The 16,862-nt window shown below is 57.4% G+C and carries 14 protein-coding genes and 1 other RNA gene; 7 read left to right on the forward strand and 8 right to left on the reverse strand.

All coding sequences use genetic code 11. The annotated features are described in order from the left end of the window. Positions 1–44: 44 nt before the first annotated feature. Positions 45–593, forward strand: coding sequence for an adenine phosphoribosyltransferase (locus tag RHM59_RS07970; protein WP_322165080.1), 549 nt, complete (start codon positions 45–47; stop codon positions 591–593). A 352-nt stretch (positions 594–945) separates the two neighbouring features. Here the strand turns inward: RHM59_RS07970 and recR are convergent, their stop codons facing one another. The 4 genes from recR to dnaX all read right to left on the reverse strand — a co-directional run bounded on the left by recR (position 946) and on the right by dnaX (position 5,373). Continuing rightward, positions 946–1,548: a recombination mediator RecR gene (recR, locus tag RHM59_RS07975; protein WP_322165081.1), complete on the reverse strand. Its 603-nt coding sequence runs from the start codon at positions 1,546–1,548 to the stop codon at positions 946–948. Positions 1,549–1,610: 62 nt separating this feature from the next. Then, positions 1,611–2,645, reverse strand: coding sequence for an NADP-dependent oxidoreductase (locus RHM59_RS07980; protein WP_322165083.1), 1,035 nt, complete (start codon positions 2,643–2,645; stop codon positions 1,611–1,613). A gap of 218 nt (positions 2,646–2,863) precedes the next feature. Next, positions 2,864–3,190 carry a YbaB/EbfC family nucleoid-associated protein gene (locus RHM59_RS07985; RefSeq protein ID WP_299831232.1) on the reverse strand — a complete coding sequence of 109 codons (327 nt, stop codon included), beginning with the start codon at positions 3,188–3,190 and terminating at the stop codon, positions 2,864–2,866. Positions 3,191–3,255: 65 nt separating this feature from the next. After that, positions 3,256–5,373 (reverse strand): DNA polymerase III subunit gamma/tau, encoded by a 2,118-nt coding sequence (dnaX, locus tag RHM59_RS07990; protein ID WP_322286357.1) that lies wholly within the window; start codon positions 5,371–5,373, stop codon positions 3,256–3,258. A gap of 163 nt (positions 5,374–5,536) precedes the next feature. On the opposite strand from dnaX, the gene RHM59_RS07995 reads away from it, so the two are divergent. The 5 genes from RHM59_RS07995 to RHM59_RS08015 all read left to right on the forward strand — a co-directional run bounded on the left by RHM59_RS07995 (position 5,537) and on the right by RHM59_RS08015 (position 10,518). Further along, the gene (locus RHM59_RS07995) at positions 5,537–6,313 is read left to right on the forward strand and encodes a substrate-binding periplasmic protein (protein WP_416195086.1); all 777 of its coding nucleotides are present in this window, start codon (positions 5,537–5,539) and stop codon (positions 6,311–6,313) included. 120 nt (positions 6,314–6,433) lie between these two features. Beyond that, entirely contained in the window at positions 6,434–8,134 is a 1,701-nt protein-coding gene (locus RHM59_RS08000; protein WP_322286358.1) for an acid phosphatase, read from the forward strand. A gap of 106 nt (positions 8,135–8,240) precedes the next feature. After that, positions 8,241–9,137: a DUF2167 domain-containing protein gene (locus tag RHM59_RS08005; protein ID WP_322286687.1), complete on the forward strand. Its 897-nt coding sequence runs from the start codon at positions 8,241–8,243 to the stop codon at positions 9,135–9,137. A 143-nt stretch (positions 9,138–9,280) separates the two neighbouring features. After that, on the forward strand, positions 9,281–9,895 hold the full coding sequence (locus RHM59_RS08010) for a hypothetical protein (protein ID WP_322286359.1): 615 nt from the start codon (positions 9,281–9,283) through the stop codon (positions 9,893–9,895). Positions 9,896–9,978: 83 nt separating this feature from the next. Then, on the forward strand, positions 9,979–10,518 hold the full coding sequence (locus RHM59_RS08015; RefSeq protein ID WP_322286360.1) for a hypothetical protein: 540 nt from the start codon (positions 9,979–9,981) through the stop codon (positions 10,516–10,518). 223 nt (positions 10,519–10,741) lie between these two features. Here RHM59_RS08015 and ffs read toward each other — a convergent pair. Next, an RNA gene (ffs, locus tag RHM59_RS08020) (signal recognition particle sRNA small type) lies at positions 10,742–10,838 on the reverse strand. A 215-nt stretch (positions 10,839–11,053) separates the two neighbouring features. On the opposite strand from ffs, the gene RHM59_RS08025 reads away from it, so the two are divergent. Further along, positions 11,054–11,545, forward strand: coding sequence for a GNAT family N-acetyltransferase (locus RHM59_RS08025; RefSeq protein WP_322286361.1), 492 nt, complete (start codon positions 11,054–11,056; stop codon positions 11,543–11,545). 685 nt (positions 11,546–12,230) lie between these two features. Here the strand turns inward: RHM59_RS08025 and RHM59_RS08030 are convergent. The 3 genes from RHM59_RS08030 to zipA form a co-directional block, all read right to left on the reverse strand. Continuing rightward, on the reverse strand, positions 12,231–13,397 hold the full coding sequence (locus RHM59_RS08030; protein ID WP_322286362.1) for a zinc-binding metallopeptidase family protein: 1,167 nt from the start codon (positions 13,395–13,397) through the stop codon (positions 12,231–12,233). Positions 13,398–13,480: 83 nt separating this feature from the next. Next, entirely contained in the window at positions 13,481–15,841 is a 2,361-nt protein-coding gene (ligA, locus tag RHM59_RS08035; protein ID WP_322286363.1) for an NAD-dependent DNA ligase LigA, read from the reverse strand. 164 nt (positions 15,842–16,005) lie between these two features. Beyond that, positions 16,006–16,848: a cell division protein ZipA gene (gene zipA, locus RHM59_RS08040; RefSeq protein WP_322165092.1), complete on the reverse strand. Its 843-nt coding sequence runs from the start codon at positions 16,846–16,848 to the stop codon at positions 16,006–16,008. Positions 16,849–16,862: the final 14 nt, after the last annotated feature.

Consider the following 16,862-nt stretch of genomic DNA (forward strand, 5'->3'; position numbering starts at 1 on the left):
TGAGCGTTAGACTAGCGTCTAACGCCCTGCCCAGGATCTTCTCGATGATTTTCGACGAATTCAGCTTCAAATCCCTTATTCGCCCTGTGCTGGACTTTCCCAAGCCCGGCATCATCTTTCGCGACATCACCCCGCTGTTTCAATCGCCAAAAGCCCTGCGCCTGGTGATAGACAGTTTCGTCCAACGTTATATCGAAGCCGACTTCAGCCATATCGGTGCGATGGACGCACGGGGTTTTCTGATTGGCTCCATCGTCGCTTACGAACTGAACAAGCCACTGATACTGTTCCGCAAGCAAGGCAAACTGCCCGCACACGTGCTGTCCGAAGGTTATCAGACCGAATACGGCGAAGCCTTTTTGGAAGTACACGCAGACAGCCTGTGCGACGGCGACTCGATTGTGATGTTCGATGACTTGATCGCTACCGGTGGCACCTTGATTGCAGCTGCCAACCTGATTCGACGCATGGGTGCGCATGTCTATGAAGCGGCGGCGATTATCGACTTGCCCGAACTGGGTGGCTCACAGCGCCTGGAAGACATGAACATCCCGACGTTTTGCCTGACCAACTTTTCGCTGTCGGACAAATAAACCTGTGGGGATTGCGCGCTGCTAAGTGACACTTCGTGTTGAGGTTGCAGCGCCCCTTCCCGAAGGGTGTTGGCGATGCAGAAATTTCTGTAGGAGCCGCCGAAGGCTGCGATAGAATTTTTCAGTGCCGCCTATTCCGTCTTTGCCGAAAGTCTCTGTGGGAGTTGGCTTGCCAACGAAAGCGTCAATGCAGGCGACCCAGGCTTCAGGTCGACATCAGCGGCGCGATGGCGGACTCTTCGCAGGCAAGCCTGCTCCCACAGTTTGCTATCAACTATGTCAATGAAACCCCAGAGCCGTGCCGGCTTCGCCAACACGTTGGCTCCTAACGATACTTTGGCACCTTCTTAAGCTACAACGCGATGGGCTTACGTCCGGCAAACGAATGCGCCAACGTGCCGCCGTCAACCAATTCCAACTCGCCGCCCAGCGGAACGCCGTGTGCGATCCGCGAGGTGATCAGGCCTTTGTTGCTCAGCAACTGGGCAATGTAATGCGCCGTGGCTTCGCCTTCCACCGTGGGGTTGGTGGCCAGGATGATTTCGGTAAACGAGCCCTGCTCTTCAATGCGCGCTACCAACTGCGGTATGCCGATAGCCTCAGGACCGAGCCCATCAAGGGGCGATAAATGCCCCTTGAGCACAAAGTAGCGGCCACGGTAACCGGTCTGCTCCACGGCATAAACGTCCATGGGACCTTCGACCACGCACAGAATCGTGTCGTCGCGGCGCACATCGGAGCATTGTGGGCACAAGTCATCTTCAGTGAGCGTGCGACACAATCGGCAATGGCCAACGCCTTCCATGGCCTGGCTCAACGCCAACGCCAGACGCGAACCGCCACTGCGGTCACGCTCCAGCAATTGCAGGGCCATACGCTGGGCGGTTTTCTGACCCACACCCGGCAATGTGCGCAAGGCATCGATCAATTGGCGAATCAGGGGACTGAAGCTCATGGAGAAAGGTCCGACAAAACAACGAGACGCGGTTTATACCCGCGCCTCCGGTTAGCGTCAATTCAAGCGTCAGCGACCCGGACCACCAGCTTGCCGAAGTTACGACCTTCCAGCATGCCGATGAACGCTTCTGGCGCTTGCTCCAGCCCTTCCACTACGTCTTCACGAAACTTGATTTGGCCCTCTGTCACCAAGGGCACCATGGCCGCGAGAAACTCCGCATGCCGATCACCGTATTCTTCGAACACGATAAACCCCTGAATCCGCGCACGCTTGGTCAGTAAGGTTCGCATCAGCAGCGGCAAGTAATCGGTGCCTTCGGGTAGCGCTTGGGCGTTGTATTGCGCGATCAAACCACACAGCGGAATTCGGGCGCGGGCATTAAGCAGCGGCAGCACGGCGCTGAATACCTTGCCACCGACCAGCTCGAAGTAGATGTCGATGCCATTGCCACACTCATCCGCCAGCTGTTCGGCAAAATGCTCGCTCTTGTGATCGATGCAGGCATCGAAGCCCAACTCGTCAACCACGTAACGGCATTTATCGGGACCGCCAGCAATGCCCACTACTCTCAGACCCTTCAGTTTCGCCACTTGACCCACTACAGAACCCACAGCGCCGGAAGCCGCCGCTACCACCAGGGTTTCGCCGGCTTTGGGTTTGCCAATCTCCATCAGGCCCATATACGCCGTGATGCCGGGCATGCCCAACACACCCACTGCCATGGAAGGACTGGGCAAGTCTTTAGGCAGCGCAAGCACTTGGGTACCATCGCAGATGCTATGGGTCTGCCAGCCAGTCATGCCAACCACCAGATCACCCACTTTAAAGCGGACGTTGCGCGATTGCTCGACACGACTGACGGCACCACCGGTCATGACGTTATTGACCTGAACCGGCTCGGCATACGACGGCGTATCGTTCATCCGCCCGCGCATATAGGGGTCCAGAGAAAGATAGAGCGTGCGCAGCAGCACTTGGCCCTCCTCCAACTCAGGCAACGCTTCACGCTCCAGGCGGAAGTTTTCTGGCGTCGGCGCGCCTTTCGGGCGCGAGGCGAGAACAATGCGTTGATTGAGGATCAGTTCTGGCGGCATCGAAGCGGTTCCTTCAGCAATAAATTGGGGTCATAGAAAGCAGACCGTGTGGCGGGTTCGGGGTTCGGTTTGAACGATCTGTAGAGCCAACTTGTTGGCGAAGGCGGTCTATCTGGCGCACCCAGTTGGACCTCTCGCCAACAAGTTGGCTCCTACAGACGGTGGATAAACAAAAAAGCCAGGCACTAGGCCTGGCTTCTCGTGACCGCCGACGCAACCTAGAACGGCAGCTTCATGCCTGGAGGCAGTTGCATGCCAGCGGTCATGCCGGACATTTTTTCCTGGCTGTTTTGCTCGACTTTGCGCACGGCGTCGTTGACGGCTGCGGCGATCAAGTCTTCGAGGACTTCTTTGTCTTCTTGCATAAGGCTGTCGTCGAGGCTGATGCGTTTGACGTCATGACGACCGGTCATCACGACGCTGACCAGGCCCGCGCCTGATTGGCCAGTGACTTCGGCGTTGGCGAGTTCTTCCTGCGCCTTGGCCATTTTTTCTTGCATCTGCTGTGCCTGCTTCATCAGGCCGGCCATGCCACCTTTCATCATGAGAATTCACCTCGAACGTTGTGGAGTTGGTCTGCGCAACGCCTTGCGGGCGCCACGCACATTAGTTAAAGGGTCTGAGCCACCGGAGCGTCTACAGGTTCAATCGTATCCTCTCGAATCACCGCGCCAAACTGTTGCAACATTTGTTGGATGAACGGATCGGAATGGATCGACGCTTCTGCTTCGCTCTGGCGTTCGGCACGACGGCGCGAACCTGCCTGCGCCGGGGTTTCCTGTTCGGGCTTGATCAGCTCGATACTGAGGGTCAGCGTGCGCCCGTGGTATTGATTCAGGGCGTCGTTGAGCCGACGTTGCTGGGTCGTGTTGAATAACGCGCTGTGGGCCGGGTCCAGGTGCAGCAGCCAGTGATCGCCGTCTACCGCCATCAATGTACAGTTGGCGGCGATACTGCCGGTCATGCCTGAAATCGGCAGCTTCGCAAACAGGTTCAACCAATCCAGCGCCAAGCCCGTTGCCGGCATCGAAGCAGGCAACTGCTCTGGTTCGGCCACGTCAGGCACGCTGTCGTGGGCCAATTCATCCAAGTAGCTATAAGACGCCGGATCGATATCAAGCTCACCGTCGAAATAGTCATCGTCGGGCGGTTCGTCGTCACGCTCCATCGGTGCCGAGACCGACGACGAAGCGTCTGGAATCTGCTCAAGCATGGCCGGCGTCACGGCGGCGACGGGCACAGCCTCAGGCTCAACCACATCGGGCGCATCCGGGACCGGACTGGCCGGTGCCTCAGCAGGCATTGGCGTGAGATCGGGTTGCTCAGCGACGGTATCGAGCATGGGCTCAGGTACCGCTTCGGCAACGTATTCTGGTTCTGGTTCTGGTTCTGGCTCGACAGCAGCCTGCGGCTCTGGCTTACGCTCGTTCCACGGCAGGTCAACCTCAGGAACAGCAACAGCGGCGGGCGCAACGGTTAGAGGCACCACGGCCGGCTCAGGCACGGGCGCAACCACTGGAGCGGCAACCGGTTCGGCGGTTACCGGTGCAACAGGCGTCGCACCGGCCACTGGCTGTGTGGAATCAACCGTGGCCGGGTTGATCCCTACTGTCTTTAGCGGCTGCCTCGGTGCATCACTGCTGTCTGCTGGGCGGAAGGCTAGCATCCGCAACAGCACCATTTCGAAGCCACCACGCGGGTCGGGTGCCAGCGGCAAATCGCGACGACCAATCAGGCCCATCTGGTAGTAAAACTGTATGTCTTCGGCGGGCAAGGCCTGCGCCAGTGCCAATACCTGGTCACGGTCGCCATGACCGTTATCGATCCCTTCGGGCAAGGCCTGGGCAATCGCGATGCGGTGCAGTACGTTGAGAATTTCCGACAGCACACCATTCCAGTCAGGCCCTTGCTCGGACAAATGGCGCACCGCCTCGAGCATTGCGCGCGCATCGCCGTCGAGTAACGCCTGCAACAGGTCATAGACTTGCCCGTGGTCCAGCGTGCCGAGCATCGCCCGAACATCCTCCGCCATGACCTTGCCTTCGCCGAACGCTATCGCTTGATCGGTCAGGCTCATGGCATCGCGCATCGAACCATCGGCTGCGCGGCCTAGCAGCCAGAGCGCGTCGGTTTCAAACGGGATATTCTCGACACCCAGTACATGGGCCAAATGCTCGACCACACGCTCCGGCGTCATGTTTTTCAGGGCGAACTGCAAACAGCGCGACAGGATGGTTGCCGGTAGCTTCTGCGGGTCAGTGGTTGCCAGGATGAATTTGACGTAAGGCGGCGGCTCTTCCAAGGTCTTCAACAGGGCGTTGAACGAACTGGTGGACAGCATGTGTACTTCGTCGATCAGGTAGACCTTGAAGCGTCCGCGGCTCGGCGCGTATTGGACGCTTTCCAGCAGCTCGCGGGTGTCCTCGACCTTGGTCCGGCTTGCAGCGTCAATTTCGATCAAATCGACGAAGCGCCCTTCATCAATTTCACAGCAAACTGAACAGGTACCACACGGCGTCGACGTAATACCTGTTTCACAATTCAGGCATTTCGCGATAATGCGTGCGATGGTGGTTTTACCCACACCGCGCGTGCCGGTAAATAAGTAGGCATGATGCAACCGTTGGCTGTCCAACGCGTTGATCAGGGCCTTGAGCACATGGGTCTGGCCGACCATTTCGCGGAACGAGCGCGGACGCCATTTACGTGCAAGAACCTGATAACTCATCGATAACCGTCGCGACTGAAAGCGGAAGACCGCTAATGCTAGCGGAGCAGGGGCAAAATTGCATCCGGTGTCCGGCGCTAATATAGCTACGCTCATCAATTGAATGCTTCCAGGAGTTGGATCTGACTTGAATAGCACCGTAATGCTCACGCCGATGAACCGAATCCGGCTGTTGTTGAGTGTCTTGTTGCTAGTGTCCTGCCCAAGCTTCGCGGCGGACCCCCCACTACGTTTCTCGATTGCCGATGGCTGGTCGATGCCCCTTGTGCTGATTGACGACGAAAAGCCCCATGGCGGTTTTCTGTTCGACATCATGGAGAGCCTTGGCCATCACATGGGCCTGCCCACCGAATATCACGTGTTGGCCCGCCTGCGCGTGCAAAGTGCGTTGGAGCACGGCGACGTCGATATTCGTTGCTACGCGGCGCAGTCCTGGGTGCCGAACATGTCCGGCGACTACATTTGGAGCTTACCGCTGATAACTCAGCGCGACCTGCTGGTGAGCACCGCAGACAACCCGACGCCGGTTGATCTCAAACAACTCACCCATCAAAACATCGGCACAGTGCTCGGATACGTCTACCCGAGCCTGCAGACGTTGTTTGATAGCCATCAATTGGTCCGCGAAGACGCTCGCAGCCAGGATCAAGTGCTGCAAAAACTGATCGCCGGACGCTATCGCTATGCGGTGGCCAATCAATGGTCGATGGACTGGTTCAATCGCAATCTGCCGCCCGACAAACAGCTGCGCGGGGTTTCCCTGATTGAGGAACAAGCGGTAGGCTGCGTCGTGCGCAACGACCCTAATGTGCCCGTGCAACGGATTCTGCGAACCTTGCTGCGAATGAAAATGTCCGGCGAGATTGAGCAAATTTTGGAACGTTACGGCCCTCCAGCGCCTGTAGTCATTGGACAGCCGGAGCCGTTACCGTCACCTTGAAGCCTTGCTTGAGCGTTTATAAATCTTCACTGCGCGCTGTAGCATTACCGTCACACTGCCTCGCTACGCTCCTTCGAAATCAGCATTAACGATCTCAGCCAAGTACGCAGGGAACCTGTCATGAGCGACAAAAAAGAAGAAGAAACCTCGCAACCACCTGCTGGCGACAATCCCCCTGACGCCAGCAGACGGCGTTTTCTCGGTGGCGTCGCGGCGCTTGGTGTGGGCGCAACCCTCAGCGCCTACGTCTGCGCCGAAGAGAAACCCCTCGCGCTGGATGCCCCCCCGTTAACCGGCGCCGCGCTAGACCAGGCACTCAGCGACAACGTAAAAACGGTGGTTGTGATCTACGCCGAAAACCGCAGCTTCAATAACTTGTTCGGCAATTTCCCTGGCGTCGAAAAGCCGATGGCGGACCTCGACCCCAGCGAGTATCAACAGCGTGACCGAGACGGCAAACTGCTGGAAGAGTTGCCTCCGGTGTGGGGCGGCGTATTGCAACTCGGGCCGCAAACCGTGGACGGCGTGACCTACCCCGTCGGCACCCAATTTCAAGACCACCTGCTCAACCAACCCTATGCGCTCCAAGGCCCCAATGGCGAAGACTTGCCACTGAGCCTGGTGACACGGGACCTGTGGCATGTGTTTTACCAAAACCAGATGCAGATCAACGACGGCAAAAACGATCGCTTCGTCGCGTGGGCCGATTCCGGTGGCCTGACCATGGGCCACTACGGGCAGACCGAATATTCGTTACGGCTGTGGGACGTGGCGTCTGAATTCGTCCTGTGTGACAACTTCTTTCAAGGCGCTTTCGGTGGCTCGTTCCTGAACCATCAATACCTGATTTCCGCTGCCGTGCCGTTCTACCCAAACGTTGCCAACTCCCCGGCCAAACAGCAGATCGCCACGCTACAAAGTGATAACCCCCAGGACACACGACTCAAACCACTGGAGAAATCACCCGCCAGCGCCATGACCGGTCCGCCACAATTTGGTCCCAGTTTGCTGACACCCGATGGCTATGCCGTCAACACCATGGCCCCGCCGTATTGGCCGACCTGGATTCGCGACCCGGACCGCCCGGAATATGCCAAAGCCGACGTGGCCAACGTGCTGGTGCCGCAAACCCACGACCACATCGGCGACAAGCTGTCGAAGAAAAACGTCGATTGGGCGTGGTATGCCGGCGCGTGGCAGAGCACCATTGACCAGTTCAAAGACTCGGCGGGCATTCCGAAAATCCCGAGTTTCCAGTATCACCATCAGCCGTTTAATTACTTCAAGAAACAAGGCCCGGAAAACCCGGACGAACGCAACAAGCGCCTACGTGACGGGGGCCTCGGCGATGAGTCCAGCACCAATAAATTCCTCGCTGATGCCCAGGCCGGCAAGCTGCCCGCCGTCACGTTTTATAAACCTCAGGGCAACCTGAACATGCATGCCGGTTACACCGACGTTGCTGCGGGTGATCGCCACATCACCCGCGTCATTAAAGTGCTGCGTAACAGTCCGCAGTGGGAAAACATGGTGATTGTCATCACCGTCGACGAGAACGGCGGCTGGTGGGACCACGTTGCGCCCCCCAAGGGTGATCGCTGGGGACCAGGCACTCGGGTTCCGGCGCTGGTGGTCTCGCCGTTCGCCCGCCGGGAAACGGTTGACCACACCACGTATGACACCGCTTCGATTTTGCGCTTGATCACCCGAGTGCACGGTCTTGAAAAACTGGACGGGTTAAAGATGCGAGACGAAGCGATGGCAACCCGAGGCCAGGAGCCCATGGGCGACTTGACCAACGCGCTGCAGTTCTTTGGCTGAGTAATCGTAACGCTCACAAAAACCGCCACCAACGTGGCGGTTTTTTCGCTAAGCTGCCCCGGCCAAATCGGTTCAGAATGTACGGGGCTACCCTTAAATGCTTGCGATGAAATGCCTGCGCTGCTTATTGGCAGCTATCGTGCTGTGTGCCACCACCGCCCTTGCCGATGCTGCGACCCCCACGCCTCATGACCCCGCAAAGGTTCAGCAAACGCCGGCGCAGTTCTTCGCGACGCTCAAGCCGCAGCACGGCACTATTAATCTGCCAGGCGGCGTTGCCACCCTCAGCTTGAACGACGATTTCTATTACCTCACGCCGCAAGACACCGAACGCCTGATAGTTGACGGCTGGGGCAATCCGCCCGGCCATAAGACGTTGGGCATGATCGTGCCACACGCCACCAACCCGATGTCCCGCGGGGGCTGGGGAGTGTTGATCAGCTACAAAGACGACGGGCACGTCTCCGATGAAGACGCCGCCCAGATCGACTACGCCGAAATGCTCAAGCAAATGCAGGAAGACGATGTAGAGAACAACAACGAGCGGCGCAAACAAGGCTATCCCGGCCTGCAATTAGTCGGCTGGGCCGAGCCGCCGCGCTACGACGATCAAAGCCACAAGATGTATTGGGCCCGGGAACTGAAGGCCGACAACGCCGATGAAAACACCCTCAACTACAGCATCCGCGTGCTCGGTCGCCAAGGCGTGCTGGAACTTAATGCCGTCGCTTCGATGAGCGATCTTGCAACCATTCAACGGGAGATGCCTCACGTCCTGGCGTTCACCAACTTCAGCGACGGCAACCGCTACGCCGACTACGAACCAGGCACAGACAAACTGGCCAAATACGGCTTGGCGGCACTGGTTGCCGGTGGGTTAGCCGCTAAGGCTGGGCTGTTCGCCAAACTGGGGATAATGCTGCTGGCGGCGAAAAAGTTCTTGTTGGTGGGGCTGATGGTTGCAGTGACGTTCGTTCGCAAGTTTTTCAATCGCAATAAGTAAACAAACTGAACTGACCATTTCTCTTTAAAAAAGCGTTTTATGGTTTCTGGTGGTGGCATGACTATTAAACTTCTTGAGATTAGCGTCGCAACAAAGACCGCTATACGCTGCAGCAAATCATTTGCGAGCTCGCTGGTACGTTGATGGAAGAAGAGCAGGACGAAGCGCTGATGCGCGTCTATACCAAACACGCCGGCGACGATTTTGAGACTGTCCGACATCAGGAAAATGACCTGTTAAGAGCGTCGATAGAAGAAACGTTCGGTGTCGATCTTGGCGATGATCTCGATCTGGACTCCATCGAGGAGGTGACTCAACGACTCCAAGAGAAGCTAGACGAGGTCGCTCAAGAATCGAAACACGACGGTAGGCAGAAACCTGCAAAAACCGTTCGTCAAGAAGAAGAACCAGAAAAAGGCAGTCAATCCATACGCGACAGCTATCGCAAGCTGGTCAGCGCTCTGCACCCAGATCGCGAAACTGACACCGCCGAACGCGAACGTAAAACCGAAGACTTAAAAATGTCATTTCGAATGCAATTTCTGCTGGAGCCGTTCGCGCCTATACAACCGAAAAACGCGTTACGTACATGCGAAAAAACCATTCGGGCAATGCGCACTGACCTCCTCCTAAAGAAAAACCAACTCCTCACACTCTCAGATACCAAAATTTTGAAGGCATGGCTTAGAGAGCAACGGGAAATAGAAGAATTTAGCGATTGGCTGGACGACGACATGTCAGATGGTTTTTTTCGGTAGCCCCCCTTATCTGCGCGTCTGGCCTAAACTGATTGGAACAAACGCCGACACCCGCCCCATCACCACGAGTAGTCGCTAACGCCATGACCGATCCCTTCCGCGTATCCAGACTTGACGCCGCGCATCGGCAGTTGAACCTTGCCATTCGCTTGCTATTTGCCAGCGCCGACCCGGTAGCGATCCATACACTGGTGGGGGCAGCAACAACGATTTTGCACAACGCCTCGCCTGAGCATGACAATGGCCTGGCTCCCACAGAGTTTTACCGGATGACGCACAAGGCGCAAAACCTGTTCAAACAGGCGGGTATGGATTTGGAGGCGATGTTCGAACTGGACCCGAAGGACAGCGAATCGCTGGCGTTTTGGGCCGTGATGAACGCCAGTGAATTAGGACCGTTATCGTTGGAAGAGCAGTTGTATCAGCAATGGTATATCGCCTCACACCTGCTACGCGGCGAAGAACACGAAACCTTGCTCAGCTCGGCACTTCAGACGTTTGGCGACTTAAGTGCCAAATCCCGCCGCGAGCAAATACAAGCCGGTGCCCGTGGCCTTGCTGAACTGGACGCCAGTGGTCCATCGGATTCGACGCATTGGAAGAGTCAGGGGGATTATCAATAAGGGCGCGGCTATCCGTGGGAGCCAAGGTGTTGGCGAAGGTCCTTCGGACTGATCGCAGTCTTCGGCTGATACACGCTTGCGAGAACGACGACATCTAGATGCCCGACCGAATTCACTCGGAAAAACCACAGTGCATACGAAAGACGTCTGAAGGCGTTCGACGAGGAATTACAGATTTTTTTAAAAACCCATTGAGGACCAATGAGTTGCGTTATGGAGGCAACCCCACCAGCCACACCCCGGCACACAATGTTCCCGCTGTGGCTGCTTCCTTCCGGATCTGACCAGGTTCACGGGTAATCGTTGCGGGGGGACCGGCAGGGTCACCATAACGACGCTCACCTGACGGTGAACGGCGCCATTGTACCGGTCTGGCGATAAGTTACAACCGTTGGTTGTGATTAAAAATATGAAGGGGCTCAAGCACTTGTACAACGGGGTTGGACGGGGATGCCTTGCCGTCGGCCTGCTTGTGACGAATCCCGTTAAACTGCCCCCTTTGTGTAAACGCGGCACGCTTTTAAGGATTCGATCGATGCCAATTGAGCTGCTCTGCTATGAGGACCTGACCGACATTCAGCGAAAGCAGCTACTGCGGATCAAGGTGCTGGACGCGCAGAGGTCGTTTTCCGGCGACATCTACGGGGCGCTGAATTCGCTGCTGGTCAACGCCACGTCGGACATTCGTGGGTTTGCGTTGCTCACAGAGGGGCTGCCGGTGGGGTTTTTGCTGCTTAAGCGCGGGATATATTTACCAGCCTGGGCGCAGGCCGATGCGGCGACGTTGCATTCGCTGCAGATTGATCGGCGCAGGCAAGGCCAAGGGTTGGGCAAGGCGTGTTTGCAGGCCCTTGCGAACACGACGCGGCGGGTTTGGCCTGATATCAAACAGTTAATGTTGTCGGTGGATACGGACAATACGACGGCGCTGGGGCTGTACGCGAGCCAAGGTTGGGTGGATACCGGTGAGGCGTATCGGGGGCGGATTGGCTATGAACGGCGGTTGGCGTTGAAGCTTTTCGGGTGAGGTCTGGTGGATTGCATTGGATCTTTCCCGAAGACATTTGGCCCACAGATTTTAGCGATGCACAGATTTCTGCAGGCGCTGCCGAAGGCTGCGATCAGATGTCAGTGCCTGCTATTCCGTGCCCGCCAAAGTCTCTGTGGGAATTGTTTTGCCAACGAAAGCGTCAATGCAGGCGACCCAGGTATCAGGTCGACATCAGCGGAGCGATTACCGGCCTCTTCGCAGGCAAGCCTACTCCCACAGCATCTGCGGCTGCTTGCTATCAACCGTGTCAATGAAATCCCAGAGCCGTACCGGCTTCGCAGCCTTCGGCAGCGCTTATAAAACTACTTTTTAATTATTTATAAAACAATAGGTTGGCGCTGGATTACGTGTGTATATCCGGCCTTTGTAGTTGCTGAGGTTATGGTTCGCTTTTACAGCGAGGCACCTTTTTCAAACGCCAAAAAGTCCCGCCAAAAGGGCTTGCCCCACCACGCAGGACCTCGCCCCGTAATTTGATATTCAATTCACCGGCGATCTACGGGCGGGCGGCCATCTGTGCAGCACCAAAAACCGTGGGACCGAACTTATTCGGGAAGGCTTCAGTCCTGACACCTGCAACCTCAAACCACACAAAGTGCCACCCAGTTTGCTGCGCGACAGCGCGGCGTCGAAGTCGTGGCGGCAGGTCCTTTTCAAGGCTCTACTGCGCTTGCAGCACCTCATCCGCCTTGCCACCGGCCTCTTGAATCACTAAGTGAATGAAATGCAGTTTGGTAATCACCGCCGGTGACAGGACGAACGGATAGAAGTCCGGTTGCCCCATGCTGCGGGAGAGTTCATTGAGCATGCCGGCGAGTTCAATCCAGGCGTTGACGAATGACAGGAATGCCTGACCACCGGGGTGTTGGGGGTCGTAGAGGGTTTCGAGTGTGAACGGCTGGTAATCGAAGTCCATGTCCCGGGCGCTCATGCCGAAGCCGAGTGCGGTGTCGACGGCGTCCATCATGTGCAGGTAATGCGCCCAGGTTTCAGCCCAATCTTCCCAAGGGTGCATGGTCGCGTAGGCGCTGACGTAGTGTTGTTGCCAGCCTACCGGGGCGCCGCTCTGGTAGTGATGTTCAAGGGCGTCAGCGTAACTGGCGCGGTCATCGCCGAACAGGTTGCGGAAATTATCCTGCCAATGGGTGTCAGCGATCAGACGGTCCCAATAATAGTGGCCAACTTCGTGACGGAAATGTCCGAGCAACGTGCGGTAAGGTTCGTGCAACTGAACGCGCATGGCTTCCCGATGGGCGTCGTCTGCTTCTTCGATGTTAAGGGTGATCAGACCGTTGGCATGGCCGGTGGTGGGCAGTTTGCCTTCAAGGTCGACGCCGACGAAATCAAACGCCAAGCCGGTGTCTTCGTCTTGAGATTTCGAAATCACTTTCAAACCCAACGATATCAACTGCGCGACCAAGCGCCGTTTGGCAGTTTCTACTTTGCACCAGCGCTCGGCGTTTTCCGGGATCGAGAGATCGGGGATGGTCCGGTTAAGGCTGCACGCAATGCAGAATTCGCCCGGTTCACTGTCGGGGAACAGCCAGTTACAGGCCGCCGGCGTATCGACGTTGGCACAGCGTCGGTAAAGCGCTGCTTGAGGCTCGTCGGTCAGGCGCCAGGTATTGAGCTGCTGGCCGGGCTCCAGCGTGACCAACCTGCCCTGCTCCGGCAGATAGCCCAAAGCGGCCGAGCAGGCCAGGCATTGGGTATTGGCAAAGAAGATCGACTGCCCACAATTGCACTGCCAAACCTTACTGTTACGCTTGGTCTCGCCCACGAATGGCGCAGCGATGCGTGAGCTGAGTTGTTCAAAGAAGCGATACATGACGATCTCCTTGTGGGGTGCCAGCACTAGATCATGTGTCGCTGTGGGGGTTCCGTGTATTTGACCGGGCGCACTGCGCCCGATCAGTTCACATCAATACCGTGGTTAGTCAAGAAAACCACAAACGCCTCTTCATCCATTACTTTAAGGCCCAACTCGCTGGCCTTGGTCAGCTTTGAGCCGGCACCCGGGCCTGCGACCACGCAGTGGGTTTTTGCTGAGACCGAGCCGGATACTTTGGCGCCGAGGCTTTCGAGTTTTTCTTTGGCGATGTCGCGGCTCATCAATTCCAGCGAGCCGGTCAAGACCCAGGTCTGACCCGCCAATGGCAAGCCTTCGACGACCTTTTTCTCGCTGTGCCAGTGCATGCCGAACGCTTTCAACTGCGCCTCTATTTCCAGCGCTCGCTCGGCATTGGATTTGATGTCGAAAAAGTCACGTACGGCTTTCGCTTGCTTCTCGGCCAACGCCTGGCGCATGTCCAGCCAGTCGGCGTCGAGAATGCCTTGCAAGGTGCCAAATTTGTCGGCCAGTTTCTGCGCGGCGCCGGGGCCGATGGCCGGGATGTGCAGCTTGTCGATCATCCCGCCCAAGGTGGTGCTGGCTGCGAACTCCGCGCCCAACTCGCCCTGTTCTTGAATCTCCAACCCGCGCTCTAGCAGTTGCTCAATGACCGTGATGTTGTGCGCATCGGTAAAGAAGCTATGGATTTCGTTAGCCACTTCCAACCCGACATCCGGCAGGTAGGTGAGGACTTCTGGTTGCGCTTGTGTGACGCGCGCCAGTGTAGCCAGCGAACGCGCCAGCACTTTGGCCGTCTCTTCGCCGACGTCGGGAATACCGAGCGCATAGATGAAGCGCGCCAAGGTCGGCCGCTTGCTGTCGAGGATCGCCTTGAGCAGTTTGTTGCTGGAGACTTCGGCAAACCCTTCAAGGTCGACGATCTGTTCGAAGGTCAGCGTATAAAGGTCGGCCGCAGAGGCCACCAGCCCTTCGTCGACCAATTGCTCGACACTCTTGTCGCCTAGGCCTTCGATGTCCATCGCGCGCCGCGAGACGTAGTGGATGATGGCTTGCTTGAGCTGGGCGCCGCAGGCCAATCGGCCAACACAGCGGTACACCGCGCCTTCGCTGATGGTTTCCTTGCCTTTACTGCGCTTGATCAATTGCGTGCGCTCGACATGCGAGCCACACACCGGGCATTTTTCCGGGATCTGCACCGGTCGAGCGTTGTTCGGGCGGCGTTCGAGAACCACTTGCACCACTTGCGGGATCACATCACCGGCGCGGCGGATGATTACCGTGTCGCCGATCATCAAGCCCAAACGCGCCACTTCGTCCATGTTGTGCAGCGTCGCGTTGGCAACCGTAACGCCGGCAACTTTCACCGGTTTCAAGCGCGCGACTGGGGTGACGGCCCCGGTGCGCCCGACCTGAAACTCAACGTCGAGCAGCTCGGTCAGCTCTTCCATGGCCGGGAATTTATGAGCAATGGCCCAGCGCGGTTCACGGGCCCGAAAACCCAGTTCGCGCTGGGACGCCAAATTGTTAACTTTGAACACCACGCCGTCGATTTCATAGGGCAACGACAGGCGGCGCTCGCCGATGTCATGGTAGTAATCCAAACATTCACCGATGCCATTGGCGAGTTTCAATTCGCGACTGACCGGCATGCCCCAGTGCTTGAGCTTTTCCAGGTTGCCAATGTGGGTGTCGGCGAACTCTTCCGAGACCTGGCCCAGGCCATAGCAGCAGAACTCCAAGGGCCGGTTGGCGGTGATCTTCGAGTCCAACTGACGCAAGCTGCCGGCGGCGGCATTACGCGGGTTGGCGAAGGTTTTACCGCCGACTTCCAATTGGCTGGCGTTCAGCCGCTCGAAGCCGGCTTTGGACATGAACACTTCACCACGCACTTCCAATGTCGCCGGCCAACCGCTGCCGTGGAGCTTGAGCGGGATGTTGCGCACGGTGCGTACGTTGACACTGATGTCTTCGCCGGTGGCACCGTCGCCACGGGTCGCGCCACGGACCAACGCGCCATCGCGGTACAACAAGCTGACGGCCAGGCCGTCGAGTTTCGGTTCGCAGCTGTACTGCACCTGCGCGCCTTCGCCGAACAGATCACCGACAGGCAGGTCCAGGCCTTCGGTCACGCGACGGTCAAATTCGCGCATGTCATTTTCTTCGAAGGCGTTGCCGAGGCTGAGCATGGGGACTTCGTGGCGCACTTGGGTGAAGGCGGACAGCGCCGTGCTACCGACCCGCTGCGTCGGTGAGTCCGGGGTGACCAAATGCGGATTCTCGACTTCCAGCGCCTTGAGTTCATGAAACAGGCGGTCGTATTCAACGTCCGGAATGCTCGGCTGATCGAGCACGTGGTAACGGTAATTGTGCTGATCCAGCTCGGCACGCAGTTTCAGGATGCGGGTTTCGGCGGCGTTCATACGGGTGTTCTCTCAAAAAGCAAAAGAGCAGCCGAAGCTGCTCAATGTTGGTTCGGCGTCTTTGCGATCAACCTGTAGGAGCCAACGTGTTGGCCAGGCGGCATCAGCCAAACCGCCAAAAGCCTCGCCAACACGTTGGCTCCTACAGGAATCGTGCGTCCCGATCAGCGGCGGTGCGTCAATGCACGACGTTCGAACTCGACGATGCGTTGGCGGTAGTGTTCGATGGTTTGCGCGGTCATGACACTGCGCTGGTCATCTTTCAATTCGCCATTCAGTTCGTGGGCCAGTTTACGGGCTGCGGCCACCATGACGTCGAATGCCTGTTTCGGGTGACGCGGACCCGGCAAGCCCAGGAAAAAGCTCACTGCACGGGTGCTGAAGTGGTCGATGTCATCGAGATCGAACACACCCGGCTTGACCGCGTTGGCCATGGAGAACAGCACTTCACCGTTGCCCGCCATGCTTTCGTGGCGATGGAAAATATCCATCTCACCGAAGCGCAACCCGCTTTCCAAGATGTTCTGCAACAGCGCAGGGCCTTTGAAGCCGCTTTCGTCACGACAGATCACGCTGATCACCAGCACTTCTTCAACCGGCGGCAGGTCTTCGGTACGGCGCGCCGTATCTTCCGAACGACGGCCCGGCTTATCGTCCGCGAAGTCTTCATCGCGACCGGTGAACAGGCTTGGCCCGTCAAGGTCCAGGTTCAGGTCGCCCTGATGCGGTTCGTCTTTACGCTTACGCTTGGCGTCACGCGGCGCCATGCTCACCGACGGCAAATCATGCTCGTCCAATTTCGGTTCTTTCTGATCCAGCACACGCGGTGGACCCAGCACCTCGGCAGAGGAAACCTCGTCTTCATCCGCTACGTTGGAGAAACTTCGGTCAAGCCTGAATTTCAGTTTCCCTTTGCCGCCGCGCATCCGGCGCCAGCCATCAAAAAGAATACCGGCAATGACAATAATGCCGATGACGATCAGCCACTCGCGCAGACCGATTTCCATGTAATCCCGTGCCT

Origin of the sequence: Pseudomonas sp. MH10 (genome assembly GCF_034353045.1) — a bacterium.
Classification (GTDB): domain Bacteria; phylum Pseudomonadota; class Gammaproteobacteria; order Pseudomonadales; family Pseudomonadaceae; genus Aquipseudomonas.

What these genes read in the sequence shown, in the direction of transcription:
- recR (WP_322165081.1), bottom strand. Translation starts at nt 1,548, where the DNA reads ATGAGCTTCAGTCCCCTGATTCGCCAATTGATCGATGCCTTGCGCACA.
- RHM59_RS07985 (WP_299831232.1), bottom strand. Translation starts at nt 3,190, where the DNA reads ATGATGAAAGGTGGCATGGCCGGCCTGATGAAGCAGGCACAGCAGATG.
- zipA (WP_322165092.1), bottom strand. Translation starts at nt 16,848, where the DNA reads ATGGAAATCGGTCTGCGCGAGTGGCTGATCGTCATCGGCATTATTGTC.
- dnaX (WP_322286357.1), bottom strand. Translation starts at nt 5,373, where the DNA reads ATGAGTTATCAGGTTCTTGCACGTAAATGGCGTCCGCGCTCGTTCCGC.
- RHM59_RS08015 (WP_322286360.1), top strand. Translation starts at nt 9,979, where the DNA reads ATGACCGATCCCTTCCGCGTATCCAGACTTGACGCCGCGCATCGGCAG.
- RHM59_RS08025 (WP_322286361.1), top strand. Translation starts at nt 11,054, where the DNA reads ATGCCAATTGAGCTGCTCTGCTATGAGGACCTGACCGACATTCAGCGA.
- RHM59_RS08010 (WP_322286359.1), top strand. Translation starts at nt 9,281, where the DNA reads ATGGAAGAAGAGCAGGACGAAGCGCTGATGCGCGTCTATACCAAACAC.
- RHM59_RS08030 (WP_322286362.1), bottom strand. Translation starts at nt 13,397, where the DNA reads ATGTATCGCTTCTTTGAACAACTCAGCTCACGCATCGCTGCGCCATTC.
- RHM59_RS08005 (WP_322286687.1), top strand. Translation starts at nt 8,241, where the DNA reads ATGAAATGCCTGCGCTGCTTATTGGCAGCTATCGTGCTGTGTGCCACC.
- RHM59_RS07980 (WP_322165083.1), bottom strand. Translation starts at nt 2,645, where the DNA reads ATGCCGCCAGAACTGATCCTCAATCAACGCATTGTTCTCGCCTCGCGC.
- RHM59_RS07970 (WP_322165080.1), top strand. Translation starts at nt 45, where the DNA reads ATGATTTTCGACGAATTCAGCTTCAAATCCCTTATTCGCCCTGTGCTG.
- RHM59_RS08000 (WP_322286358.1), top strand. Translation starts at nt 6,434, where the DNA reads ATGAGCGACAAAAAAGAAGAAGAAACCTCGCAACCACCTGCTGGCGAC.
- ligA (WP_322286363.1), bottom strand. Translation starts at nt 15,841, where the DNA reads ATGAACGCCGCCGAAACCCGCATCCTGAAACTGCGTGCCGAGCTGGAT.